The sequence below is a fragment of the Alloactinosynnema sp. L-07 genome (assembly GCF_900070365.1).
In the GTDB taxonomy this organism is placed as follows: domain Bacteria; phylum Actinomycetota; class Actinomycetes; order Mycobacteriales; family Pseudonocardiaceae; genus Actinokineospora.
In genome coordinates, this window is sequence record NZ_LN850107.1 from 6,574,369 (window position 1) to 6,599,583 (window position 25,215).

The following is a 25,215-nucleotide window of genomic DNA, read 5'->3' on the forward strand; positions in this document are numbered from 1 at the left end:
CATGCTCGCCAACCTCGACCGGCTCGCCCGGCGGATGGACGAACTCGGAATCGACGGCATCGTCGCGACCACCGCGGAGAACGTGTACTACCTCACCGGTGTGGCGAGCGTGTCCCACGAGATCTTCCCGCACAGCGGGCAGTGTTTCGCCGTCGTCACCCGGGACCGTCTTGCGCACCCGAGGCTCATCTCCTCGCGGTGCGACCTGGACCAGATCCGGGACGCGCGGGTCGAGTTGGACGGGGCGGCGGGCTTCGGCACGTTCCACCGGGAACTGGCCGACGAGACGGAGCTGTCCGTGCTGGGCGAGCACGGACAGCTCCTCCACAGGCTGATGAACGAGCAGCCCAACGGCGTTCCCGCGCTGGGCGTGCTCGCGCGGGTCCTGCGGGAGGCCGGTCTCGGCGAGGCTCGGATCGCCATCGACGAGGAGAGCCTGCCCGCAAACGCTTTCGACGTCCTGCGCGAGGAACTGCGCGGTGCGGACCTGCGGCCCGGCGCGGAGCTGTTCCGCTGGGTGCGCAAGGTCAAGACCGAGCCGGAGATCGAGCGGCTGCGCGCCGCCGCCGCGCTCACCGAGCAGTGCATCCTCGCCGCCATGGCGATCGCCAAGCCCGGCGCGACCGAGATCGACCTGGTGCGCGAGTTCGAGCGGACCGCGGTCAGCTCGGGCGGACGGCCCAAGTTCACCCTGATCAAATTCGGCGACCGCGCCGCCTACGGGCAGTCGCGGCCCACCGCCGACCCGCTGCGCCGCGGCGAGGCCGTGTGGTTCGACGTCGGCCTGATCCTCGACGGCTACTGGTCGGACCTGAGCCGCATGTTCAGTATCGGCCAGCCCACCGACAAACTCGCGCGCTACTGCGAGGGCGTGCTCGCGGGCGAGGAAGCCGCGCTGGCCAAGACCCGGCCCGGCATGACCGGCAAGGAACTGTTCGACACCGCGGTGGAAGCCGTGCGGCAGAACGGGATTCCGCACTACCGGCGCAACCACGTCGGCCACGGCATCGGCGTGGAGGTCTACGACCGGGTGCTGATCACGCCGGACAACGACGAGGCGATCGAGGTCGGCACCGTCGTCAACTTCGAGACCCCGTACTACGAGTTCGGTTTCGGCGCGGCCATGATCGAGGACCCGTATGTGGTGCGCGAGAACGGCAACGAGCTGCTGACCACTTTGGACCGAAACCTGACGGTCATCGACTAGGAGCGCTACATGGACACCTTGACCAGGGAACAGACCGAGGCGATGACCGGCGCCGAGGCCCGCGCGCACTTCCGTGCGGGCTTACGGGTGCCGACCGTCGACTGGGCCAGCCGCTACGCGCAGACCAACCTGATCTCGGTGCCCAAGGACGTCGCTTACGACCTGCTGCTGTTCGCCCAGCGCAACCCGAAGGCGTGCCCTGTCCTGGATGTGACCGATCCTGGCTCGCCCACGACGGTGCTGGCCGAGGGCGCTGACCTGCGCACCGACCTGCCCGCGTACTACATCTGGCGCGACGGCGTGATGGTCGAGGAGGTCACCGACGCGACGGACCACTGGCGCGACGACCTGGTCACCTTCGTCATCGGCTGCAGCTACACCTTCGAGCGCGGCCTTCTCGACGCCGGTGTCCCGCTGCGTCACCACGAGTTGGGCGTCACCGATCCGATGTGGGCGGTCAACATCGAGTGCAGGCCCGCTGGGAGGCTCTCCGGGCCGCTCGTGGTCGGCATGCGACCGATCCCGGCGCACCTCGTGGCCACCGCGGTTCAGGTCACCGCGCGTTACCCCTCCGTCCACGGCGCACCCGTCCACATTGGTGATCCGGCCGCGCTGGGCATCACGGACCTGCAGAAACCCGACTTCGGCGATCCCGTTCCGGTCGGTGACGATATCCCCGTTTTCTGGGCGTGCGGCGTCACCACGCAAGCCGCCGTTATCGCGTCCAAGCTGGAATTCGCCATCACGCACTCGCCCGGGTACATGTTCATCACCGATGTGCCGGACGCCACGTACGCGCTGTGAGTTAAGGGCATATTTCTCAGTTTGGCTCTGGCAGGCTATCCCAGGGGCTCGGGCGTACTGCTCACAAACAGGCAAGCAAACCTAAGAGGGACACCGGATGTACGAGACACTATTGGGAATGGACGTGGGCATTAGTGCCCTCCTCTTCATCACCTGGGCGGTGTCGTCCAGGCGACTCGGCAGAGTCGCGCGTTACTCCGATCCGGTGAAATCCCTGAAGGCTTCGCGGGGAACGCTCATCTGGCTCGGCGTCGCCACGATCTTCGTTCTGTGGAAATTCGCCATCGGTGTGCTGATGCTGCAGACCGGGTGGGAATTCGCCTCCGACCGGGTTGTTCTGGTCCCGTTCTTCTACCTGGTCCCGGCCATCGCCGCCTACGTGCTGACGATCCCGGTGCTGCTGAGGATCGCGAAGACCGCGAAGTCGCTGCGGGGCACCGAGGGCGCGACCGTGCCGGTGGAGACCCGGCAGGGCCTGGCCACGCTGAAGTCGGCGCTGCCGCCGCGGCTGACCGCGATCGGCGGAATCCTGGCCTGGTACGCCTCTTTCGTGGTGCCGCCGGTGCCGCCGTTCGGTGACGAGATCGTCTTCTACGGCCTGATCCTGCTGGTCGCCGCCGGTCTGCTGGTGCTCAAGCAGCGCTACGAGCAGGGCAAGGTCGCCGCGGGCGCCGTCGTGCCGAGCTTCGGCAAGCGCGTCGGCCGCTCGTTCGCGCACGTGGGTGTGGTCCTCGCGCTCGTGGCGGGCGCCATCTTCGTGTGGCAGTCGACCAGCGGCCTCGACGAGCGCTACAACATGGGCGAGCACAGCGGCTCTGGCAACCACGCCGCGGGCGGCCACGGCCAAGGCGGCAAGTCCGTCGCCGACCTGACCGGCCCCAAGGACGGCGAGCCCGACCAGCGCATCACCCTGAACGCGGAGAAGGCCACCATCTCGCTGCCCAGCGGCGCGAAGCTCGACGCGTGGACGTTCAACGGCACCATCCCCGGCCCGCAGATCAAGGTCAAGCAGGGCGAGCTGGTCGAGGTCACGCTGACCAACAAGGACGTCCCGACCGGTGTCTCCGCGCACTGGCACGGCGTCGACGTGCCCAACGCCGAGGACGGCGTCCCCGGCCTGACCCAGGACGCGGTCATGCCCGGCGGCAAGCACGTCTACCGCTTCCGCGCGCCGGACGTCGGCTCGTACTGGTACCACTCGCACCAGCAGTCGTCCGAGCAGGTTCGCAAGGGTCTCTACGGTGGTTTCATCGTCGAGCCGAAGGACGGTCCGGCCGAGTCCGACGTCAAGGACATCCAGGTTCTCCAGCACGCCTTCACCACCACGGAGAACAAGGTCGCCTACACCAACGGCGACTCGGACAAGCTGGAGAAGCAGACGATCGAGGCAGGCACCAAGGTCCGCCTGCGGCTGACCAACACCGACAGCCTGATCAAGCGCTTCGCGCTGGTGGGCGTGACCTACAAGGTGACCGCGGTCGACGGCCAGGACATCAACAAGCCGACCGACCTCAAGGACACCCTGCTCACCCTGGGCGGCGGCGGTCGCTACGACGTCGAGTTCACCATGCCCAGCGGCCCGGTGCGGCTGGCGGAGAAGCAGCGGCCGGAAGAGGGCATCCTGTTCAGCCCCAACGGTTCCGGCGAGCTGAAGGCGGACTTCACCGTCCCCGAGTTCGACGTCACCCAGTACGGCAGCCCGATGCCGACCGAGTTCAACGCCGACAGCAAGTTCGCGGTGTCCGAGGACCGCTACCTGGACAACCAGGCCGGGTTCTTCGACGGCGGCTTCAACCTGCTGTGGTCGGTCAACGGCCACGTCTTCCCGGACGTGCCGACGCTGACGGTGCGCGAAGGCGACCTGGTGAAGGTCAAGTTCATCAACCGCAGCCACCTCGACCACCCGATGCACCTGCACGGCCACCACGCTCTTGTGCTGGCACGCAACGGAAAGAAGGCGACCGGCAGCCCCATTTGGCTCGACACGGTCACCGTCGCGCCCGGCGAGACCTGGGAGGTCGCGTTCAAGGCCGACAACCCCGGCCTCTGGATGGATCACTGCCACAACCTCGACCACGCCAAGATCGGCATGGTCTTGCATCTGGCCTACGAGGGCTACTCGACGCCCTTCGAGGCTGGATCGGCGACGAAGAACCAGCCCGAGTAAGGCGCGGCGCGTCGGCGTCACGCCCTTGGTTCTGAGGAGGACCCGTGACCCCCCGCGTTGAAGAGCCAATCCGCGAGGACCAGCCAACAGTCGCCACCCGGCGGCCGTGGCTGGCCCTCGCGGCCGTTTTGGCGGGCAGTTTCCTGCACCTGTTCGACCTGATGGTCGTCACCGTCGCGACCCCGTCGATCCGCACCGACCTCGACGCGTCGGCGTCGTCGGCGCAATGGCTCCTCGCGGGCTACGCCCTCCCGTTCGCGTTGCTACTGGTCACTTCCGGCCGCTTGGGCGACACGATCGGCCGACGCAAGATGGTCCTGATCGGCTCGATCGGCTTCACCGCGGCGTCGGTGCTGTGCGCGGTCGCCACCGACCCGGCCACCCTGATCGCGGGCCGAGTCCTGCAAGGCGCCTCGGCCGCGGCCATGTCGCCCCAGGTCCTCCCGATCATCATGCTGCTTTTCCCCGCAGGCAAGCGCGTGGCCGCCCTCGGCGCGCAGGCGGGCGTGATCGCGGTGGCCACGGTCAGCGGCCCGGTACTCGGTGGGTTGCTGGTCCAGGCCGACATCGCCGACCTGGGCTGGCGAGTGATCTTCCTGCTGAACATCCCGGTCGGCCTGTTCACCATCCTCGCGGGCTGGATCTGGCTGCCCGCCAACGACGTGCTCACCAAGGGCGCCCGCGCTCGACTGGACATCGGCAGCATCGCCCTGGCCAGCGGCGGCCTGCTCCTGCTCATCTTCCCCCTGGTCCAGGGCAGTGACTTGGACTGGCCACTGTGGATCTTCGCCCCGCTGGCGCTGTCGGTGCCGGTGCTGTATCTGTTGGTACGCAGGCAGATCCAGCGCCAGAAGACGGGCGAGTTCCCACTGATCGCGCTGTCCCTGTTCCGCGTCCGCGCGTTCGTCGCGGGCAGCGTCGCCAACTTCCTGGTGATGGGCGGCGTGGCGGCGTTCTTCCTGGTCTTCGTCCTGCACCTGCAGTCCGGCCTGGGCTTCAGCCCATCAGACATCGGCTTGACAGTGGCCTCCTTCGCCGTCGCCGCAGGCGTGGCCTCGGGCGCGTCGGTGCCGCTGGCAGCCAAGATCGGCAAGCCCTTGGTGGTCGCGGGCGGAGTACTGATGGCCGTCGGCATGAGCGCACTGTGCGCGGTACTGCTGGCGCAGGGCCCCGAGTTGAGCTCCGGTCTGGTCGCGGCCTGCCTCGCGATCGTCGGCATCGGCATGGGCATGCTCAGCCCACCCCTCTACAACCTGACCCTCACCGGCGTTCCCGCCGAAGACGTCGGCTCGGCATCGGGCGTCTTCGGCACCTTGGCCCAGGTGGGCAACGCGATGGGGGTAGCCGTCCTGGGCGCGGCGTTCTTCGGTCTGCTGAATCGCTTCGACGACCGGCTGGGCGATTGCGCCGACAAGACCCCGCTGACGGAGGGAACGGACGCCGTCGTCGGCACGTGCGGGCCACAGGCGACGATTCCCGCCCAGGAAGCCTTCACCTCAGCCACCGCGGCGACAGTCGCGGCGCAGGCGGTCTGCTACCTGCTGGTGGCCTGGATTCTCGCGCGTTTCCTGCCGGGCAAGACAAAGCAGGCGTGACACGCGAAACGGCCCCGGGAACCCCCGGGGCCGTTTCCGTTGTCCTGTCTAGAGAATCTTCATGTTCGCCATCATCGCCATGTCCTCGTGCTCAAGGTTGTGGCAGTGGAACACGTACTTCCCCGGATACCCGTCGAACCGAACCAGGATCCGCACGACCTTGTTTGGCTCCAACCGCACCGTGTCCTTCCACCCGCCATCGGTCGGCGCCAACTGCTCCGCGATCCGAGCGTGGATCTGGAACGACGACAAGTGCACATGGACCGGATGCTGAGCGTCGGTCACGAGCTGCCACATCTCGACCTTGCCGCGCTGGATCTCGGCGTGGTTGTAGTTGGGGTCGAAGCTCTTGGAGTTGATGCGCCACACCATCTTGCCGTTCTCCGGTCCCTGCAGGAACGCGAACTGACGGGTCGGCGTGTTGCCTCCGGTCCACGGCAGCTTCTCGATCGTCGACAGCTTCGTCGGCACCGTCGAGTCGTCCGTGGCGGTACGGGCCACGCGGAACTGCATGACCAAGCCGGAGTTCCCGGTGGCGCCCGTGTGCTTGAGCGTGACCATCGTGCCCACGGCGTACTTGCTGAAGTCGATCACCACGTCGAACCGCTCAGCGGGCGCGACCGGAATCATCGTGTGTCCGCGCGGGGCGTCGAGCAGGCCGCCGTCGCTGCCGACCTGGATGAAGGACTGGGCGGCGTTGGGCTTGGGGTCGAGTTCGAGCTTGTAGTGCCGTGAGTTCGACGCGTTGAGGATGCGGAAGCGGTACTTGACCGCGTCGACCTCCAGGAACGGCCACGGGACGCCGTTGACCAGGGTGACGTCGCCGAGGACGCCGCCGTGGAAGGCGCCGGTGACGCCCGGGGGGTGGTTGAGGTTGGGGTCGAGGGACGGGTAGTTGAACGAACCGTCCGCTTTGAACGACCGGTCGGTGATGATCAGCGGGATCTCGCGGGCGCCCTTGGGCAGCGGCAGCGCGTTGTCCTCGTCGTCGCGCAGGATGTGCATGCCCGCCAGGCCGCGGTAGACCTGCGGGCCGGTGAAGTCCATCCGGTGGTCGTGGTACCAGAGCGTGGCCGCGCGCTGCTGCAGCGGGTAGTGGTACTCACGCTCGCCCTGGCTGACGTTGCCGCCGGGGTGCACGTGCCCGTTCCACCCGCCGACCGGCATGATCAGGTCGATCGGGTAGCCGTCGTGCTCCGGCGGGGTCTTGCCGCCGTGCAGGTGGGTGACCGTCGGGACCGGCAGCTCGTTGCGGGTCTTCACGACGATCTTGCGGTTGGCCTTGGTGTCGAACGTCGGGCCGGGGAACGTGCCGTTGTACGTGAACGCCTGGGTCTGCAGGCCCGGCAGGATGCTCAGGTTGGCGACCTTGGCGGTCACCTCGAAGTAGTCGGTGGTCGCGTCGGACCGGACCGGCCGGATCACCGGCGGGATCGTCAGCGGCTGCGTGAACGGCCGCGGCGCGGCCAGCGCGCTCTTCTGGACGCTCTGCTCTTTGTGCTGCGCGCCGCCATTGGCATCGGTCGGCGTTCCGCCGCAGGCACTGGCCAGCGGCAGCACGATGCCCGCTGTTCCGGCCGCGCCGATAAACCCCCGTCGTGACAAAGACATTGTGTTCGAACCCCCTTTATGCAAATCCCGTGGAATCACCCAGTATCGGAGCATACCCGGAGTTTGCTCGCTTACGACCCCCCCTATGACCCGGAGTGGAGCGGTTCTCGAGCGAGCCGCGACAAGCTGTGCCCAGCGCGAAGTGGCGCGGCCAAAACCCGCCCAGACGGAGGCGACGAACGTATGCGACTGTACCTGCTTGAGCTGGGCCACATCGGCCACGACTGGGCTGCGGGCGGCCGAATGCCGGTGTGCGCCTACCTGATCCGGACGGCGGACGCGACTGTGCTGGTCGACACCGGATTCCCGCCGGACGCCCCGCCCGGGGCTATTCAGGTGACCCCGGAACAAGAGTTGATTACTCAACTTTCCCAAATCGGAGTTAATCCGGATGACGTCACACATGTGATCTGCAGCCACCTCGATCCCGATCACGCCGGTAACCATGATCTGTTCCCGCGGGCCGAGTTCGTGATCCAGCGCAGCCACTACGAATTGGCCATGTCGGACACCGTTCCGCGCCTGCGAATGGCACGCAAGCACTGGGATCAGGAGAACCTGAATTACCGGCAGATCGACGGTGACGTCGAGCTGCTGCCGGGCATCGAGCTGATCGAGTCCAGCGGCCACATCCTGGGCCACCAGTCGGTGCTGGTGCGCCTGCCCGAGTCCGGCCCGATCCTGCTGGCCATCGACGCCATCACCATGGAGAAGGCGCTCGACCCGGACACCCGGCCGATGACCAACTACGACCTCGAGCCCGAGCTGGTCCGGTCCAGCACCCGCAAGCTCGTCGACCTCGCCGCCAAGGAAGGCGCGCTCATCGTGCGCGGCCATGACGGCACCCAGTGGGAAACCCTCAAGCGGGCGCCTGAGTTCTACGCCTGAGTCAAAGCAGTCCAACACTCTATGAGGAGGCATTTCGTGAGCACGACCGTCCTTCGGCGACTCGTTGTCGCCACCGTCGTGGCCGCGGCCACCGTGGGGGCGGTGACTCCGGCGAGCGCGGCGGCCAAGCAGGCCCCGCAGACCGTCTCGGTGACCGCCCAGACCGACCGCCTGGTCGCCCCCGCCGCGGCCACGCTGCGCGCCGGTGTCACCACGTTCCAGGTGTCCACCCCCGACTACGGCGGCCGCGAGGTCGGGCTGATCCAGCTCAAGCCGGGCGTCCAGCTCGAGAACCTGCTGGCCAACCTCGCCACCGTCCTGCACAACGACGACCTGGTGGCCAAGAAGGCCGCGGGCGCCGTGGTCTACCGCGACTCGGTGCTGCTCGGTGGCGCCATCGTGACCCCGCGCGCGCCGCAGGTCTTCAGCCAGATGCTCTTCCAGGGCACCTACTACCTGGTCGACTACCGGTCGCTGGCCAACCCGGCGGCGACCAACCACTACCAGAAGATCACCGTCGGCCGGGGCTTCAACTCCTACTGGCCGAGCACCGACCACCTTGTCCTGCAGTACCAGGACAACGAGGGCCAGCCGCGCTTCCGCGCACCGGCCACCCTCAAGGCGGGCGCCAAGCTCCTCATCGTCAACCTGACCGACCAGATGGCCGACTCGGTGTTCCTGCCGGTTCAGCCGGGCACCACCGACGAGGACATCGTCAAGTTCTTCAGTGGCCAGGCCGCGCCGCCGTTCATCGGCCAGCCGCAGGGCGCGCTGCCCACGAGCAGCCGCTACGCGGTGCACTACCAGGCCGACCTGGCACCGGGCCGCTACGTTCTGCTGTCCTTCGTCGGCGACCGTGAGACCGGCATCCCCGGTGCCGCTCGCGGGATGTACAAGCTGATCGACGTCATCTAGCACGTACCGACTAATCTGGAACTCTTCCAGTGATACTGGACGGTTCCTCCAGTCCCGGCTCCCATTCTCAAGATCGTGAGCCTGGACATCGTGACCCGGAGAGGGCCTCGGACGCGACGGTCGCCGTCGTACTTCGAGGCCCTCTTCGTCGTCGGGCTCGCCGTGATCGCGACCTGGGTGATCCACCAGTTCGCGCCGCCGTCGCTGATCCGCGACGGCGAAGTGCTGCCGGTGGCCATGGGGTCGCGCCACACCGGGTCGGGCCACCACGGCTCCGCCCCGGGTGAGCTGGTCCCGCCGAGCCCGGTCAGCACCGAGCCGCTGCCCAGCTTCTTCGGCAGCGCGTTCCTAGCCTTCCATGTGCTCGTGGTCTTGCTGGTCCTCGCGGTGCCGCTGGCCCGCAGGCTCAACGCGCGGGGCGGCACCTGGTTCACCGGGCTGGTGTTCGCGGGGCTGTCCGCGCTCGCCGTCGGCATCGCCGCCATGGTCACCGCCCAAGTGATCTACCAGGACGCCGTCACCGCCGAGCAGGTGCTCGCGGGCGGTCTGGAAGCGGCCAGGTACGGCTTCGTCGCCGCGCTCGCGATCGCGTTGTTGTTCGGGGTTCCCGGCAGTGTCGCCGGGCCCTCGGGGGAAGCAAGCGAGTGAGGAGCTCTTGATGAAACGTCGGAACCTGTTGAAGGCCGGTGCCGTGGTAGGTGCGGGACTCGTCCTGCCGCTGGAGAGACTTGTCGCCAGTGCGGCCGCGACGGCGGGTCTGGCCGCGTTCTCGGTGCCGCTGCTGGTGCCGCCGGTCCTGCGGCCCAAGACCAGCACGCCGGACACCGACTACTACGAGATGAAGATCAAGCCCGCCGATGTGGAGATCATCCCCGGGACCACCACCCGGGTGCTGACCTTCAACGGTTCGTTCCCCGGCCCGACCCTGGCGGTGACCCAGGGCAGGCCGGTCGTGGTGAAGCAGATCAACGAACTGGGCGAGGACGTCAACGTGCACCTGCACGGCGCGTTCGTCGCGCCCGAGCACGACGGCTACCCGACGCACCTGATCCCGCCGGGCGGCTCGCGGGACTACCGCTACCCGAACCAGCAGCGCGCCACCACGCTCTGGTACCACTCCCACACCCACCACAAGGAAGCCGAGCAGGTCTACCGGGGCCTGGCGGGCTTCTACGTGATCAACGACCCGGGCGACCCGTGGCTGAACCTGCCGTCCGGCGCCCAGGACGTGCCGCTGCTGTTCCGCGACATCCGCATCGATGACAGCAACCAGCTCGTGTACTTCCCCGGCGACTTCCGGGGCCGGGGCACGATCCTGGTCAACGGCAGGCCGCAGCCATATTTCAAGGTCGCGACCCGCAAGTACCGGCTGCGGCTGCTCAACGGCTCCAACGACCGCGGCTTCAAGTTCTCACTGAGCAACGGCGCGAAGTTCTACGTGATCGGCTCCGACGGCGGGTACCTGCCCAACAACATCCCGCTGAGCACGATCGAGCTGTTCCCGGCCGAGCGGCTCGACGTGATCGTGGACTTCGGCGGGCTGCCGGTGGGCACGCGGATCACGCTGCGCAACGAGTTCGGCGAGGCCGCCGAGACCCAGGACGTCATGCGCTTCGACGTCGACCGGGTGGAGTCCGACTTCACCCGGATCCCGGACAACGGCCAGCTCCCGCAGCTGCCCGCGATCCCGACGCCGACGGTGACCAGGGACATCACGCTGAACTTCGACCTGCCCAACCGGCGGTTCCTGATCAACGGCAAGCCGTTCGACCCGAACCGGGTCGAGTTCACCGTCCGCAAGGACAAGCCGGAGCTGTGGCGGATCACCAACAACGACACCCAGTTCGGCATCACCCACAGCATGCACATACATCTGGTGCAGTTCCGGGTGGTGTCGCGCAACGGGGTGCCGGTCGCGCCGATCGAGGCGGGCTGGAAGGACACGGTGACCGTGCGCGCGGGGGAGACGGTGCTGGTCAACACGACCTTCACCGGGTTCACCGGCAAGTACGTGTTCCACTGCCACCTGCTGGACCACTCGTCCAACGCCATGATGGCCCAGATCGAAGTGATCCCCTGAGCGTGACGGTGGCCCGGTCCGCGCGGACCGGGCCACCGGCTCTGGGTCTTACTTGCTCTGCTCCGCGGCTACTTTCGCGTGGACCTCGGCCATGTCGACGGCCTTGACCTGGGTGATCAGGTCCTCAAGCGCGGCGGGCGGGAGCGCGCCGGGCTGCGCGTAGAGCACGACGCCCTCGCGCACGGCCATCAGCGTGGGAATCGACCTGATGTCGAACGCCTGCGCGAGCTGCTGCTGGGCCTCGGTGTCGACCTTGGCGAACACGATGTCGTCGTGCTTGTCCGACGCGGACTCGAAGGTCGGCGCGAACTGGCGGCACGGGCCGCACCACGCCGCCCAGAAGTCGACCAGGACAGTGCCGCCACCGCCGACCACCTCGTCGAAGTTCTCGCTGGTCAGTTCGACCGTCGCCACAGATCCTCCTCAGGTTCGGGCGGGCAATCTCAGGGGTTCAACGAACTACCGGCCGCCAGAATTCCGCAACCGTGCCTCGATGCCCCGGTGGGCCCGCGCGTAGGCGTCATCGTCGCCGGTCAGCACGGCCACCGCGTTGGCGGCCCGGCACAGCGCGTCGATCTCGAAGGCCAGTTGGTCGATGTCGGTGTCGGAAGCGAGGTGGCCCCGCTCGACCGCGGCCGCCGCGAACTGGGCGAGCAGCTCCATCCAGCTGCCGAAGGAGCGCTCGACCGCGTCGTGCACGCGGCCCTGGCGGGCGTCGAACTCGGCGGCCGCGCCCGCGAAGAAGCACCCGCCGGGGAACACCCGGTTCCGGGAGTGGGCCAGCCAGTTGTCGACCAGCTTGGTGAGCCGGGGCAGGCCAGGGTCGGCGGCCAGCGCGGACTCGACGACGGTCTCGACGAAGATGTCCCTGGCGAAGGCGATCGCGGCCAGCTGCAGCTCCTCCTTGGAGCCGAAGTGGGCGAAGATCCCGCTCTTGCTCAACTCCAGCTCGGCGGCCAGCCTGCCGATGGTCAGCCCTTCCAGACCCTCGACCGACGCGATCTCCACCGCGCGGCGCAGGGTCGCTCGGCGGGTCTCGGCGCCCTTCGCCAGTCGTGCGTCCACCCGAACAATCTAGATGATCGGTTCCTGACTATCACCAGGTCTCGACCGGCCCACGACGCCGCTGCCCGCGTTGCAGGGACAGCCACGTACACCCGGTACGCGTGCTGTCCCTGCGCCTTGGCAGCGACGCCGTGGACCAGTCGATACCAGGCGATAGTCAGGAACCGATCATCTAGACGACCGTTCGATCATGTGGAACTATCTGACCGATCGTTCGTACACATTCGGAGGGGATATGGACATCAGGGAGCTCGACCGTCGGGTGCTGGAACTGATCGGGGGCGTCATCGATGGGTTGACCGACGAGCAGTTCGACGTGCCGACGCCGTGCGAGGGCTGGACGGTCCGCGAGGTCATCCGGCACATGGTGGGCAACAGCCTTGGCGTGCTGGCGCGGGTCGGCGGCACCGAGGCGCCCGCCGAGGTCGACCTCGGCGTCGACCCGCGCGCGACGTTCCGCCAGACGCGGGCCGACGCGTCGGCGGCGCTCAGCAGGCCGGAGGTGTTCGACGGGCCGTGGGAGCTGCGCGGGCAGCAGTACACCGGGGGCACGATGCTGTTCGTGCACTTCGCCGACGTCCTCGTGCACACCTGGGACATCGGCACCGCGGTGGGGATCGACATCCGGTTCGAAGACGACCTGGCGCAGGCCGCGCTCGGTGTCGTCAGCCGGTTCCCGGAGGACGCGTGGGGCCCGGGGTCGGCGTTCATCGAGAAGCTGCCGGTCGCCGACGACGCGTCCGCGCAGGAGAAGCTGCTCGCGCTGACCGGCCGCAGGGTCCCGTCAGCGGCCTGACGGCTCATACACGCTCACGGTGACCGAGCCGGTCACCGTGAGCGGGTCGGGCAGCCCGGCGATCTGCCTGGCGAAGCCGCGGCCCGCGGCGTGGAAGGCGTTGGGGCCCATGCCGACCAGGACGGAGACCATGTCGTGGGGGAGCGACATGGGGAACTCCTGGTCGCGCTGGTCGACCACGGTGAAGTGGGACGCCATCCGGTCGTCGATGCGGCTCTGCTTGTCCTCCTCGACCGCCAGGAGGTCCAAAGTGGACACCAGCTCGGCGAGGTGGCGCGCGGTCGGGGCCACGACGACGGCGGTGCCCTCGGGATGCAGGACCCGGTGCAGTTCGGCGGGGTTGCGCGGGGCGAACACGCTGAGCGTGAGCCCGGCGGCGGCGTCGCGCACCGGCAGCGGCTGCCACGCGTCGCAGACGATCGCGCCGATCAGGGGGTGGGCGCGAGCGGCCCGGCGCAGGGCGGGTTTGGACACGTCGACTGCGATGCCGACCCGGTCGCCGAACGCGGTGAGGGCGGCGGCGAGGTAGTGGCCGGTGCCCGCGCCGACGTCGATCACCGCGCCGGGCCCCGGCCGCGCGGCCTCGGCGATGACGTCGGTGATGGGCGCGTAGTGCCCCGCGCCGAGGAAACGGACCCGGGCGTCGACCATGTCGGCGGTGTCGCCGGTGAAGGTGGCCGTGCCGCACAGCAAACTGACGTAGCCCTGCCTGGCCACGTCGAAGCTGTGTCCGCGCGGGCACCGCAGCACGCCCGGCGACTCGGCCAGGTCCGCGCCGCAGTGCGGGCAGACCAGCAGCGATACGACATCGGCGAGCATGGTGCCGACCCTACGACAGAGGCTCCGGACGACCGTGTCGCCCGGAGCCTCTGTCGTGTGGATCAGAAGCGGCGCAGCACCGCGGTGCGAATCCTCGGAACGGCCATCAGCGCGCCGCCGCTGAGCAGCAGCGCGGCGCCGAGCAGGATCATCCAGCCGACGTTGGAGCCGGTGTCGGGCAGGTCGTCGTTGTCGACCGGCACGGGCGCGACCGTCGTGGTCGTGGTGGCCGGGCGGGTGGTCGTCACCGAGGTCGCGTCCGTGGTCGTGGACGCGGTGCTGGTGGTCGTGGTGCCAGACGTGGTCGTGGTGGTGGTCCCCGACGTGGTCTTGGTGGTGGTAGTGGTCTTGGTGGTCGTCGGCGTGGTGGTAGCCGTGTCCTTCTTGCCGCAGACGAACCAGTGGCTGATCTGCGCGGGCTTCCCACTGCCGCCCGCGATCGGGGAGTGCAGATCCAGCCACGGCAGGTTGCCGAGCTTGCCCACCTCGTACCGGTTGTACCCGTCGCTGCCCTTGACGATCACACCGGAGACGGTGGTGCCCGCGGGGATGGCGGTGATGTCGATGTAGGTGTTGGTGTCGTCCACGGAGGAGGTCACCGTCACCGCGGTGGTGCCCGGCCAGAGCTCACCGCAGTCAGCGGCCACCACGTTGCCCGAGTGTGAGGTGGCGCGATTCGGGTCGCCCGAGGGCGGCGGGTCGTTCTGCGCGGCCCCCACGGTGCCCGACATGGCCAGCATCCCGACCATGGTGAAGGTGGCGAAGGCGAGCGAAGCGAGGGACCTACGCATGTAGTTACTCCAAGTGGTGACCGCAACGGGCCGATGTTGGGTGACTTTGTACACCCAAACGGCGCACGCCATTACACGGGGACGCCTCTCGGTGGTTTTGTGTCCCGCTCGTTGCCGGTTAGAGATCTTTCAGGGCGTCGCCGATCGCGCGGTGGAAGGTCGGGTAGGCGAAGATCATCCGCTGGAGCACGCTGACCGGGACCTCGCCGTGGACGGCGACCGCGAGGGCGCCGAGCACCTCGCCACCCGCCGGTCCGGCCGCGGTCGCGCCGACGAGGATGTCGCGGTCGGCGTCCATGACCAGCTTGACGAAGCCCTCGTTGCCCACCTTGTGGATCCAGCCGCGCGAGGACTCGGCGATCTTGGCGCCGCCGGTGCGCACGGCCAGGCCCGCGGCCCGCGCGGCGGACTCGGACAGGCCGACCGAGCCGATCTCGGGGTCGGTGAACGTCACCCGCGGGACCGCTCGGTAGTCGGCTTCGCGCGGCTCGCCGAGGATGTCGGCGACGGCGATCTCGGCCTGATACAGCGACATGTGGGTGAACGCCCCCTTGCCGGTGACGTCGCCGATGGCCCACACCCCGTCGGCGGCGCGCATGTGCCCGTCGACCTCGATGCCCCTGGCGGACTCGTCTAGCCCGACGGCCCCGACGCCAAGCGCGGCCAGATCGGTCCGCCGCCCAGCGGCGACGAGCACGTGCGCGGCGGTGACCGGGTCGGCCCCGTCGAAGGTCAGGGTGACCCGGCGGCCGTCGTGGCTCGCGCCGGTGATCTTGGCGCCCGTCTTGACGGTGATCCCCTCGGCGGCGAACCGCTCGGCGATCAGCGCGCCCGACTCCGGCTCGTCGAGGGGCAACAGTCGGTCCTGGGCCTCCACGATCGTGACCTTGGCCCCGAACCGGGCGAAGACCTGGGCGAACTCGCACCCCACCGGCCCACCACCGAGGACGATCAGCGACTCGGGCACCGAGGTCACGGCGACCGCGTCGCGGTTGGTCCAGTGCGGCACGTCGGCCAGGCCGGGAACGGGTGGGACGGCCGGGTCGGTACCGGGGTTGAGCACGATCCCCCGACGGGTCTCGACCGTCTCTTCGCCGTCCGAAGTGGACACCACGAGCCGGTTGGCCCCGACGATCCGCGCCCGCCCCCGCAGGAACGCCGCACCCGCCTTGGTCAGCCGATCAACCGCCACCCCGTCATCCCAGTCGCCGGTCGCGTCGGCCCGGATGCGAGCGGCGACCGGCCGCCAGTCGGGCCGCACCACGGCCGACCCGGCCAAGATCTCCACCCGCCTGGCCTCCGCCAGCGCGTCGGCGGCCCGGATCATCATCTTGGTTGGCACACAGGCGTAGTACGGGCACTCACCCCCGACCAGGCGGGCGTCGATCCCGAGCACATCCAGCCCAGCCTTGGCCAACTTGGCCGCGGCGGACTCACCACCGGGCCCCAAACCGACAACGGCGATGTCGACTGTGCGGGTCATGTCCTCAACTCCTCGTGGCCGATACCCACTCCAGCACGCCCCGACCGGGCTCGCAGCCCAGCACGAGGCCGGTGATCACGGAGTGCCCATGATCACCCCTGCCGTCGACCCGCCGACCGGACGCGGCTTGGCCCGACGGGACCCTCACCGTCGACCCGATGACAGAACCCGCCGACCGACCGGCCCACCCGCTGACCCCGCCGACCGGCTGACCCCGCCGACCGGCTGACCCCGCCGACCGGCTGACCCCGCCGGCCAGCTTGGTCCGCGGACCGACCCGCCGACCGGATTGGCCTGCCGACCGACCGCCTGCCGACCCGTCGACCCGCCAACCGACCAGCCGATCGGCTCGGCCCGCTGACCCGCCGACCGGCTTGGCCCGCCGACCGACGCCTGCCGACCCGCCGACTTGGCCCGACGTCGGCTGCGCTGGAGCCGACGTCGGTGCGGCGGCGCTGTCCGCCGCGTGCCCGCAGGTGGGCCCACGATGCGGCGCGGTGCCTGCCCCGCCACGACTCTCGCGCGTCCGTGTGCCGTGCGCGGGCGGTGGGCCGTGCGCGGTGGGCCCGTGGCCGTGTGTGGTGGGCTGTGGGTCACTGGGCGTGGAACGTGTGCCTGTGCCTGTGCCTGTGGCGAGCGTCGCGATGCGCGGGCTAGTCGAACCGTCCTGCCGGTGGGGCGGACCCAGGACGTCCGCCCCCTACCGGACCCGACGGAACTCGTGCTGGTCGCGGATCTCCCGGTTGAGGTAGGCGCCCACACTCTCCGAGGACATCAGTTCCCAGTACACCCGCTTCGCGACCTCCAAGTACTGATAAACATGTCCGTTCCTGAATTCCACCTCCAAAGTCGAACTCCCGGCGTCGTAGCCCACCGACGCGATGCTGGTCGACGAGACGGCCTGCCTGCGCACGAGCACGCCCCCTCCTGCGATCTCAATAGGCCCGCCCGCCGCCGGTCGGGAGGGCCTACCCGCTACGTTGCCACCGAACCGCCCCGCCGTCACCCGCGTGATCGCTGCCTGTGGATAACCCCGGACAACCTCAAGGACCTCCCGGCGTCCTGTGGATAGACGGCCCGCCAGTGGCGAAGTTCGACATACGCTGGTTCCGGCACACCCGTCCGCAAACCTGAGAGGAGCTGTTGTCGCAGTGCTGGATCTCGCGGCTTCCTTGCTGTCGTTCGCGCACAGCCTCTTCGGGCCGGGGCTGTGCCCCGGCGACTGGGTGTGGGCGACTAGCACAGCGGGCGCGGTGATCGCGCTGCTTCCGATGCTGGCCTCGGTCATCATCGCCGTGGTTCGCAAGGCGACCGGGAACACGTACAACTCCGCGATGATCTCGACCGTCGCGGTCGTGGGCGGGTTCTTCGCCTTCCTCGTGCCCCTCGTCCTCTTCAACGGCATCAGCGGGGTCTTCCGCAGCGTCTTCGCGGGCGACGGCGCGGTCTCGCTGGCCGGGTCCTCCTCGATAAAGCGGGACTACTGCGGCTGGGTCGGCGAGCAGGCCGACTACCTCGGCGGCCGCGCCAACGTCTACGAGGTGCTGTTCCACAAGTTCGAGAGCACCCCGGTCTACCTGCTGCGCATCGCCACGCTGGTGATCGTGCCCACAGTCTGCCTGCTCTTCGTGATCCTGCAGGCCAGGGCCGCGATGCGGCGCGGGCCGACCTGGCCGGGCAGGCTGATCTGGGTCCCGTTCGCCCTGATGGCCATCCTGAGCCTGCCGGTCGAGGCGAACACCGCCGCCCACCTGTGGCTCGGGTTCCTCCCGATCGCCATCCTCGGCCTAGTGCCCGTCTACGTCGTCGGCGCGCCGAGTTGGTCGACCATCGAACGCAACTACCAGAAACCGGAGGTGGCCCCGGTGGCCCAGCAGCCGAACCAGAAGCCGACTCCGCCGCCGTACCAGCCGCACCAGGTGCCCGCCTACCAGCCCGCGGCGCCGGTCAAGCCGATCCCGGCCTACCAGCCGCCGCCGCCCGTGCAGCAGCAGCCGCCGCCGGTGCGAAAACCGCCGCCGTATGTGCCGCCCGCGCCGAATCCGACGCTGCGTGACCCGGATCCCGAGGGCAAGGCGCTGTCCAAGTTGGCCGCCGACCCGGGTCCGCTGCCGTTCACCCCGCGCTCGGCGACGCCGCCGCCCCCGCCGGTTCGGCCGTCGGGGAGCCGGTTCCGCAAGGTGCGCGCGCTCGGCCAGGGCGGGTTCGGCACGGTGTGGCTGGCCGTCGACACCCAGCTCGACCGGACCGTCGCGGTGAAGATGGCGCACGCCCCCGACGCCGAGACCGAGGAGCGGATGCTGCGGGAGGCCCGCGCGCTCGCCGCGGTGCACCATCCGAACTGCGTGCGCGTCTACGACATCGTCGCCGAGCCAGAAGGCCTCGGCCTGGTGATGGAGTACATCGAGGGCCAGCCCCTGGCCGACCGGGTGGCCACCGGCGGCCCGCTCGACGACGTCGCCGTCGCCCGCCTGTGGATCACCATGTCGGGCGCGCTGTCGGCCGCCCACGCCAAGGGTGTGCTGCACCGCGACGTCAAGCCGTCCAATGTGATCATCGACCCGGACGGCAACGCCCACCTGATCGACTTCGGCATCGCCCGGTCCAAAGGCGACTCCACGCTGACCGCGACCGGCATGATGGTCGGCACCCCCGACTTCCTGGCCTCCGAGACCGCCGCGGGCGCCAACGCCACCCCGGCCTCCGACGCCTGGCAGCTGGCCGCCACGGTCAACTTCGCGCTGACCGGCAAGCCCCCGCGCGGCACCAGGGACAACGCGATGGCCGCCCTCATGGCGGCGGCCAAGGGCGAACCCATGACCGAACTGCCCCTGCACAGCGCGCACCGGCGCCTGCTGATGGCCTCGCTCGACACCGAGCCCGCGCGGCGTCCGACGTTGCGGGCCGTGGCCAGGGAACTCAGCGACTGGCTGGGCAGGGAGGGCCACACCGAGACCGGCCCGGTCACCCAAATCGTGCGCCGCGAGGACATCGAGGGTCTCGACCGCACCCGCCACATGCGCTGAGAACTACGGCGCCGAGTGGGCGAACGTCCGTCGGTAGTCCTTCGGGGACACCCCGACGATCTTCTGGAAGTGGTGTCGCAGCAGCGCCGCGGTCCCGAAACCGCAGCGCTGCGCGACGTCGTCCACGCTGGCCGTGGTCTCCTCCAGCAGGGTGCGGGCGTGCAGGACGCGCTGCAGCGAGAGCCACTTGAGCGGTGTCGTGCCGGTCTCGGCGACGAAGCGGCGGGCGAATGTGCGCTCCGACATCCGCGCCCGGACCGCCAGGTCGGCGACCGACTGGTCCTGGGCGAGGTTCTCCAGCATCCAGGTCAGCACCGGCGACAGGCTGTCGCCCTCGCACAGGGGGACCGGCAGCTCGACGAACTGGCGCTGCCCGCCGTCGCGCTGGGGTGGGACGACCATGCGGCGGGCGATGGCGGTGGCCGCGGCCGAGCCGAGTTCGCGGCGGACCAGGTGCAGGCAGGCGTCGATACCCGCGGCGGTGCCCGCGCTGGTGATGATGTCGCCGTCGTCGACGAACAGGACGTCCGGGTCGATCTTCGCGGCCGGGAAGCGGTCGGCCAGATCGCGGGCGTGGCGCCAGTGGGTGGTGCACGCGCGGCCGTCGAGCAGGCCGGTGGCCCCGAGCAGGAACGCGCCGCTGCACACCGACAGCACCGTGGCGCCGCGGGCGTGGGCCGCGCGGATTGCGTCGAGGACGGCGGGCGGGTAGTCGTCGCGGATGGTGCACGCGGGCAGGGCGACCAGGTCGGCGCCGTCCAAGGCCGACAGGTCGCGCTCCGGGATCATCCGCACGCCGATGCTCGACGGCAGGGCCTGTCCGGCGACCTCCCCGCACACCCGGAACTCGATCGGCGGCACGCCCTCGTCGGTGCGATCGATGCCGAACACCTCGCACAGGACGCCGAACTCGAACGGCGCGAAACCGTCGATGAGGACCACCGCGACCGACTTGAGCATGGCGGCAGCGTAACTGGCAGGATTTTGATGCACAAGGGCACTCCTGCCACTGGTGGCAGGAAATGTCTCAGCGCAAACTTAGTGCCATGACTGCTGAACTTGTTCTCATCGCCCTAGCGTTCCTGCTGGTCTACGGCCTGGACCGCAACCACCACCGCAACAACGGGCCGCGCCCGCGGCTGGCCGGACACACCGATGTCGAGGACCGGGACCTGGCTCGGACCGTCGCCGAGACCGAGACCCGCGAGCGCCAGGACGCCCAGCGGACTACCGCCAGGACGGGAGCCAGAGTTCGGCTTGCCATCGGCTCTCGGTGATCGAGTCACCGTTGAGGATCGGCCAGAGCCAGACGAAGTTCGCCACCACCAGGCCCACGTACATGGCCACGACCAGCAGACCGGTCCCGCGGCGCTCCGCTCCGTCGCGGGCCCGGCCCAGCAGGTGGCCCAGCGGCAGGACCAGCCCGAGCACCAGGAACGCCGCCATGGGCGTGACGTAGAAGAAGTACATCTGCCTGTCGAGGTTGATGAACCACGGCAGCAGACCGGCCAGGTAGGCGGTGATCACGGCCGCGTACCGCCAGTCGAGGCGGCCGACCATCCGCCACAGGCCCCAGACCAACATCGGCAGGGCCAGCCACCACAGCGCGGGCGTGCCGATCAGCATCGTCGCGGCGACGCACTTGGACTCGCCGCAGCCCAGCGTGTTGCCCTCGTAGTAGTAGAGCATCGGCCGCAGACCCATCGGCCACGTCCACGGCTTGGACTCCCACGGATGCTGTTTCGCCGGGTCGGTCACCAGGTTGCTGTGGAAGTTGAGCACGTGGTCGGAGTACTGCCAAAGCGAACCCAGCGCCCCCACGACCGCGTCGCCGAAGCCGCCTCCGGTGGTCTCGGCGAGGTGCCGGTCGATGCCGGTCTCGCTGCCGAACCAGCCCCACCAGGTCGACAGGTAGGCCAGGGTCGCCACCGCGAGGAACGCCCACAGCGCCGGGAACAGGTCGCGCAGCAGGGTGCCGATCCACGGGTGCCGCACCCCGGCCGCGCGTCGGGCGGTCACGTCGAACAGGACCGTGAGCAGCCCGAACGCGGCGATGTAGTACAGCCCGGACCACTTGACGCCGCAGGCCAGGCCGAGCATGACCGCGGCAAGGATCCGGAACCAGCGCACGCCGACCCGCGGCCCATAGGGGGAGGCGTTGATCCAGCCCTCGGACACCGCGACCGCCAGCCGCGACCGCACCTGGTCCCGGTCGACCAGCACCGCGCCGAACGCGGCGAGGACGAAGAACGCCAGGAAGATGTCGAGCATGCCCATGCGGGACTGCAGGTGGGACACGCCGTCGGCCATCAGCAGCACGCCCGCGATGGCGCCGAGCAGCGTCGACCTGGTCAGCCGCCGCGCGATCCGGATGATCATGACGATCATCAGCGCGCCACACAGCGCCGCGGTGAACCGCCAGCCCCAACCGTTGTAGCCGAAGAGCCACTCGCCGATGGCGATCATCGTCTTGCCCAGCGGCGGGTGGACGGTCAGCGCGTAGCCGGGGTTGTCCTCGAAGCCGCCGTTGCGCAGCATCTGCCACGCCTGCGGCACGTAGTGCTTCTCGTCGAAGACCGGGGTGCCGTCGTCGGTCGGGTTGCCGAGGTTCTGGAACCGGATGAACCCGCCCAGCAGCCCAAGGACCGCGGTCACGATCCACCCACGCAGCCGGTCGGCGGGCATCGGCGTGCCGATCAGCCGCTCCCGGGCCAACTCGGCGTCATCGACCTGCCGCGGCGCCGGGTCCGGGATCACCCGGTCGGCCTCGTCATCGGCTACAAGGAGGCTCACGAGGGGAGATGGTAGGGCGCCGGGTGTGCGATCGGTGTCGGGATGCCCAGGTTGGTCGGTACTTGTCACGGATGTCGGAAAACCACGATGGGTAGGCTGCCGTGGTGTCGACACTCCACCGGGCCCGATGGGCGTTCATCCTCATCGAGGCCGCGCTGGCCGCCGCAGTGATCGTGGCGGCCTGGCTGGTGGGTCAGCTGCTGCTGGGGAACACCGACTTCACGGCCACGACGATCGTGCTTCTCGTCGTCTGGGGCGGCGTGTTCGCCTATCGCGTCATGCGTCTGCGCAAGTACACGTTGACGCTCACCGCCGAGGGCCCCATCCTCCACCGCGACGGGGCTGTCGTCACGCTCTATTGGGCTGAGATGGAGCAGGTCCACGCCCGGCGCTGGGGTCTGTGGACCAGGGAGTCGTTGGTCTTCAAACCGGGGTTGCTGGTCGCGGCGGACCCATATCGGGGGTTCGGCCCCGGTGTCGAGGCCAAGCTCCGCAAGGCAGGTGTCGACCGTTCATTCGAGCCTGCGATGTTCTTTGCCGACTGGCGTACGGGCCCGCTTGGCGCCGTCGCCGTCCGCGGGCAGTCATGACGGGCAGGCTGGTGTTGGCGGCCACACCGTTGGGGGACGCGCGGGACGCGTCGCCTCGGTTGGTCGAGGCGTTTGGGAGCGCTGAGGTCATCGCCGCTGAGGACACGCGGCGGACGCGGAATCTGATCAGTGCGCTCGGGGTCACGCCGACCGGCCGAATCGTCAGCTTCTACGACGCCGTCGAGACCAGTCGGATCGCCGGGCTGGTCGACGCCATCGAGCAGGGACAAACCGTCCTTCTCGTCACCGACGCGGGTATGCCCAGTGTGTCCGACCCCGGATACCGGCTGGTCGCGGCCTGTGTCGAGGCCGATCTCGCGATCACCTGCCTGCCCGGGCCGTCCGCCGTCACCACCGCGCTGGCGCTCTCCGGGCTGCCCTGCGACCGCTTCTGCTTCGAGGGTTTCGCCCCGCGCAAGCCGGGGGAGCGGCGCAAGTGGCTCTCCGCGCTCGCCGAGGAGCCGCGGACCGCTGTCTTCTTCGAGTCCCCGCACCGGATCGCGAGTCTGTTGGCCGACGCGGCTGAGGTGTTGGGCGGGACCAGGCGGGCGGCGGTGTGCCGGGAGCTGACCAAGACCTATGAGGAAGTCCGCCGGGGCGGGCTGGCCGAGTTGGCCGCGTGGGCCGAGGAAGGCGTGCGCGGCGAGATCACGGTGGTACTCGAAGGCGCCGAGCCCGCCGCCGCCCCCGACCTGGACACGCTGGTCGAGCGGGTCCAGGCCAGGGTCGCGGCGGGGGAGCGGCTCAAGGCGGCGGCCGCCGAGGTCGCGGCCCAGGCCGGGGTGAGCAAGAAAGCCCTCTACGACGCCGTGGTGAGCGCCTAAGCGTTCTCGCGCTGGAACGTGCGCACGCCCCAGAACACGCCGAGCACGGTCATCGCGAACAGCACGAGTGAGCCGGTGAGCAGCGCGTCGGTGGTGAAGTCGCCGCGGAACGACGCGCGTTCGGCGTCGACGACGTGGGTGAACGGGTTCCAGCGGGAGACGTTGTAGAGCCACTCCGGCGCCAGGCCCTGGGTGATCGGGATGAAGATTCCCGACAGCAGCAGGATCGGCATCAGCACCGTGTTCAGGATCGCTGGGAACGCGTTCTCGTCCTTGATCCGCAGCGCCAGCGCGTAGGAGCAGGACGACAGCGTCACCGACATCAGCCCGACGATCACCAGGGTCAACACGATCGCGCCGAACGACGCTTTCAGGTCGAAGATCAGGTACGCCAGGATAATGATCATGATCGCCTGGACCACGGTCTGCAGCGCGTCGCGCAGCACCCGGCCCAGCAGCAGGGCCGTCCGGCTGACCGGGGTCACCCGCAGTCGCTCGACCACGCCCGTGCGCAGCTCCGCCAGCAGGTTGAAGCCGACGAAAGAGCTGCCGAACAGGGCGATCTGGACGATCAGCGCCGGGGTCAGGATCTGCCACGCCGTGCCAGGCGGGAACCCTGGCGTGTTCTCGGTGATCGACTCCAGCAGCGGGCCGAAGAAGAAGAGGTACAGCACGGGCTGCATCAGCCCGATCATGATCCACGCCGGGTTGCGCAGGGCCAGGACCATGTCGCGGCGGAAGATCAGCCAGATGTCACGCAACATCGGTGGGCTCCTTCTGCTCGTCGGTGCCCAACTCGGCGTCGCGCAGGCTGCGGCCGGTCAGGGTGAGGAAGACGTCGTCCAGGGTCGGCTGGAGCACCTGCAGCGACGTGGTGGCGATGCCCGCCGCGTCCAGCGCGCGCAGCAGCTCGGGTAGCGCCAGGTCGCCGCGCGGCACGCGGAACTCGACCGCCGCGTCGCGGCCGCGCACCTCGGACGCGCCGGTGATGTTCTCGGCGATGGCCGTGGTCTTGGCGACCTCGACGGCCTCGACGCCCACGGTGACCAGGTCGCCGGACACCTTGGCCTTGAGCGCGGCCGGGGTGCCCTCGGCGACGATCGAGCCGTTGTCGATCACCAGGATGCGGTCGCACAGCGCGTCCGCTTCCTCCAGATAGTGCGTGGTCAGGAAGACCGTCGTGCCGTGGTCGGCGCGCAGGGAGTGGATGTGCTGCCACAGGTTGGCCCGGCTCTGCGGGTCCAGCGCGGCCGTCGGCTCGTCGAGGAAGACGAGCTTCGGGTCGTGCACCAGGCCCAGCGCCACGTCGAGCCTGCGCCGCTGGCCGCCGGACAGGGTTTTGACCAGCCGCTGGTCGAGTCCGGCCAGGTCCAGCCGCTCGGCGAGTACGGCCGAACGTGCGCGCGCGTCGGCCTTGGACAGCCCGTAGAGCCTGCCCTGCAGTTCCATCTCCTCGATGACCTTCGAGTCCGGCGTGCCGCCGGTGGCCTGGGCGACGTAGCCGATCTTGCGCCGGACCCCCACCGGGTCGCTGGTCAGGTCGCTGCCCGCGACGGTCGCCGTGCCCGCTGTGGGCTTGAGCAGCGTTGTCAGCATCCGCAGGGTCGTCGTCTTCCCGGCGCCGTTCGGGCCGAGGAAGCCGACCAGCTCCCCGGCCGCGACGTCGAGATCCACCCCCCGCACCGCTTCGACGGTTCGGCCGCGCGTCCGGAAGGTCCGGGCGAGGCCGCGTGCCTCGATCATGGTGCCCCCACTAGTCAA

Annotated in this window: 24 protein-coding genes; 13 read left to right on the forward strand and 11 right to left on the reverse strand. The window is 69.3% G+C overall.

Translation table 11 applies throughout. The features are described 5' to 3' along the window. Position 1: 1 nt before the first annotated feature. The 4 genes from BN1701_RS30040 to BN1701_RS30055 all read left to right on the forward strand — a co-directional run bounded on the left by BN1701_RS30040 (position 2) and on the right by BN1701_RS30055 (position 5,773). Positions 2–1,207: a Xaa-Pro peptidase family protein gene (locus BN1701_RS30040; RefSeq protein WP_054054406.1), complete on the forward strand. Its 1,206-nt coding sequence runs from the start codon at positions 2–4 to the stop codon at positions 1,205–1,207. Between the two features lie 9 nt (positions 1,208–1,216). Continuing rightward, complete coding sequence (locus BN1701_RS30045) at positions 1,217–2,011, forward strand: putative hydro-lyase (RefSeq protein ID WP_067520944.1); 795 nt, start codon at positions 1,217–1,219, stop codon at positions 2,009–2,011. Between the two features lie 205 nt (positions 2,012–2,216). After that, on the forward strand, positions 2,217–4,178 hold the full coding sequence (locus tag BN1701_RS30050) for a multicopper oxidase family protein (RefSeq protein WP_172803346.1): 1,962 nt from the start codon (positions 2,217–2,219) through the stop codon (positions 4,176–4,178). Between the two features lie 44 nt (positions 4,179–4,222). Beyond that, positions 4,223–5,773: an MFS transporter gene (locus BN1701_RS30055; protein ID WP_054054410.1), complete on the forward strand. Its 1,551-nt coding sequence runs from the start codon at positions 4,223–4,225 to the stop codon at positions 5,771–5,773. A 48-nt stretch (positions 5,774–5,821) separates the two neighbouring features. Here the strand turns inward: BN1701_RS30055 and BN1701_RS30060 are convergent, their stop codons facing one another. Beyond that, positions 5,822–7,384 carry a multicopper oxidase family protein gene (locus BN1701_RS30060; RefSeq protein ID WP_054054412.1) on the reverse strand — a complete coding sequence of 521 codons (1,563 nt, stop codon included), beginning with the start codon at positions 7,382–7,384 and terminating at the stop codon, positions 5,822–5,824. 243 nt (positions 7,385–7,627) lie between these two features. On the opposite strand from BN1701_RS30060, the gene BN1701_RS30065 reads away from it, so the two are divergent. The 4 genes from BN1701_RS30065 (at position 7,628) to BN1701_RS30080 (ending at position 11,267) form a co-directional block, all read left to right on the forward strand. Continuing rightward, entirely contained in the window at positions 7,628–8,272 is a 645-nt protein-coding gene (locus BN1701_RS30065) for an N-acyl homoserine lactonase family protein (RefSeq protein WP_255364691.1), read from the forward strand. 36 nt (positions 8,273–8,308) lie between these two features. Beyond that, positions 8,309–9,187 (forward strand): hypothetical protein, encoded by an 879-nt coding sequence (locus BN1701_RS30070; RefSeq protein ID WP_054054415.1) that lies wholly within the window; start codon positions 8,309–8,311, stop codon positions 9,185–9,187. Positions 9,188–9,262: 75 nt separating this feature from the next. Beyond that, positions 9,263–9,835: a hypothetical protein gene (locus tag BN1701_RS30075; RefSeq protein WP_054054418.1), complete on the forward strand. Its 573-nt coding sequence runs from the start codon at positions 9,263–9,265 to the stop codon at positions 9,833–9,835. Between the two features lie 10 nt (positions 9,836–9,845). Then, positions 9,846–11,267, forward strand: coding sequence for a multicopper oxidase domain-containing protein (locus BN1701_RS30080; protein ID WP_067520947.1), 1,422 nt, complete (start codon positions 9,846–9,848; stop codon positions 11,265–11,267). Between the two features lie 48 nt (positions 11,268–11,315). Here BN1701_RS30080 and trxA read toward each other — a convergent pair whose 3' ends face one another. Next, positions 11,316–11,681: a thioredoxin gene (trxA, locus tag BN1701_RS30085; RefSeq protein ID WP_054054422.1), complete on the reverse strand. Its 366-nt coding sequence runs from the start codon at positions 11,679–11,681 to the stop codon at positions 11,316–11,318. Positions 11,682–11,726: 45 nt separating this feature from the next. Then, entirely contained in the window at positions 11,727–12,332 is a 606-nt protein-coding gene (locus BN1701_RS30090) for a TetR/AcrR family transcriptional regulator (protein WP_054054424.1), read from the reverse strand. Between the two features lie 235 nt (positions 12,333–12,567). On the opposite strand from BN1701_RS30090, the gene BN1701_RS30095 reads away from it, so the two are divergent. Next, positions 12,568–13,128, forward strand: coding sequence for a TIGR03086 family metal-binding protein (locus tag BN1701_RS30095; RefSeq protein WP_054054426.1), 561 nt, complete (start codon positions 12,568–12,570; stop codon positions 13,126–13,128). On the opposite strand, the gene BN1701_RS30100 is transcribed toward BN1701_RS30095, so the two are convergent. The 4 genes from BN1701_RS30100 to BN1701_RS30115 all read right to left on the reverse strand — a co-directional run bounded on the left by BN1701_RS30100 (position 13,117) and on the right by BN1701_RS30115 (position 17,140). Continuing rightward, complete coding sequence (locus BN1701_RS30100) at positions 13,117–13,947, reverse strand: putative RNA methyltransferase (RefSeq protein ID WP_054054429.1); 831 nt, start codon at positions 13,945–13,947, stop codon at positions 13,117–13,119. The two genes, BN1701_RS30095 and BN1701_RS30100, sit on opposite strands and share 12 nt — an antisense overlap. A gap of 62 nt (positions 13,948–14,009) precedes the next feature. Further along, complete coding sequence (locus BN1701_RS30105; RefSeq protein ID WP_054054430.1) at positions 14,010–14,738, reverse strand: LPXTG cell wall anchor domain-containing protein; 729 nt, start codon at positions 14,736–14,738, stop codon at positions 14,010–14,012. A gap of 118 nt (positions 14,739–14,856) precedes the next feature. Beyond that, positions 14,857–16,221, reverse strand: coding sequence for an NAD(P)/FAD-dependent oxidoreductase (locus BN1701_RS30110; protein WP_054054432.1), 1,365 nt, complete (start codon positions 16,219–16,221; stop codon positions 14,857–14,859). 700 nt (positions 16,222–16,921) lie between these two features. Further along, a complete protein-coding gene (locus tag BN1701_RS30115; RefSeq protein ID WP_197672151.1) occupies positions 16,922–17,140 on the reverse strand; it encodes a KTSC domain-containing protein in 219 nt (72 codons plus the stop codon). Between the two features lie 232 nt (positions 17,141–17,372). On the opposite strand from BN1701_RS30115, the gene BN1701_RS30120 reads away from it, so the two are divergent. Continuing rightward, positions 17,373–19,247 carry a serine/threonine-protein kinase gene (locus BN1701_RS30120; RefSeq protein WP_054054434.1) on the forward strand — a complete coding sequence of 625 codons (1,875 nt, stop codon included), beginning with the start codon at positions 17,373–17,375 and terminating at the stop codon, positions 19,245–19,247. Positions 19,248–19,250: 3 nt separating this feature from the next. Here BN1701_RS30120 and BN1701_RS30125 read toward each other — a convergent pair whose 3' ends face one another. Further along, on the reverse strand, positions 19,251–20,207 hold the full coding sequence (locus tag BN1701_RS30125; RefSeq protein ID WP_054054436.1) for a GlxA family transcriptional regulator: 957 nt from the start codon (positions 20,205–20,207) through the stop codon (positions 19,251–19,253). 86 nt (positions 20,208–20,293) lie between these two features. On the opposite strand from BN1701_RS30125, the gene BN1701_RS30130 reads away from it, so the two are divergent. Further along, positions 20,294–20,524, forward strand: a complete 231-nt coding sequence (locus BN1701_RS30130; RefSeq protein ID WP_054054438.1) for a hypothetical protein — start codon at positions 20,294–20,296, stop codon at positions 20,522–20,524. Here the strand turns inward: BN1701_RS30130 and BN1701_RS30135 are convergent. Continuing rightward, the gene (locus BN1701_RS30135; RefSeq protein WP_054054441.1) at positions 20,475–22,040 is read right to left on the reverse strand and encodes a phospholipid carrier-dependent glycosyltransferase; all 1,566 of its coding nucleotides are present in this window, start codon (positions 22,038–22,040) and stop codon (positions 20,475–20,477) included. The two genes, BN1701_RS30130 and BN1701_RS30135, sit on opposite strands and share 50 nt — an antisense overlap. 104 nt (positions 22,041–22,144) lie before the next feature. On the opposite strand from BN1701_RS30135, the gene BN1701_RS30140 reads away from it, so the two are divergent. Continuing rightward, complete coding sequence (locus BN1701_RS30140; RefSeq protein ID WP_157368291.1) at positions 22,145–22,630, forward strand: hypothetical protein; 486 nt, start codon at positions 22,145–22,147, stop codon at positions 22,628–22,630. Continuing rightward, a complete protein-coding gene (gene rsmI, locus BN1701_RS30145) occupies positions 22,627–23,454 on the forward strand; it encodes a 16S rRNA (cytidine(1402)-2'-O)-methyltransferase (RefSeq protein WP_054054445.1) in 828 nt (275 codons plus the stop codon). The genes BN1701_RS30140 and rsmI overlap by 4 nt, the downstream gene beginning before the upstream one ends. Here the strand turns inward: rsmI and BN1701_RS30150 are convergent. Beyond that, the gene (locus tag BN1701_RS30150) at positions 23,451–24,218 is read right to left on the reverse strand and encodes an ABC transporter permease (RefSeq protein ID WP_054054447.1); all 768 of its coding nucleotides are present in this window, start codon (positions 24,216–24,218) and stop codon (positions 23,451–23,453) included. The genes rsmI and BN1701_RS30150 overlap by 4 nt on opposite strands. Further along, a complete protein-coding gene (locus BN1701_RS30155; RefSeq protein WP_054054449.1) occupies positions 24,208–25,197 on the reverse strand; it encodes an ATP-binding cassette domain-containing protein in 990 nt (329 codons plus the stop codon). The genes BN1701_RS30150 and BN1701_RS30155 overlap by 11 nt, the downstream gene beginning before the upstream one ends. Between the last annotated feature and the right edge of the window lie 18 nt (positions 25,198–25,215).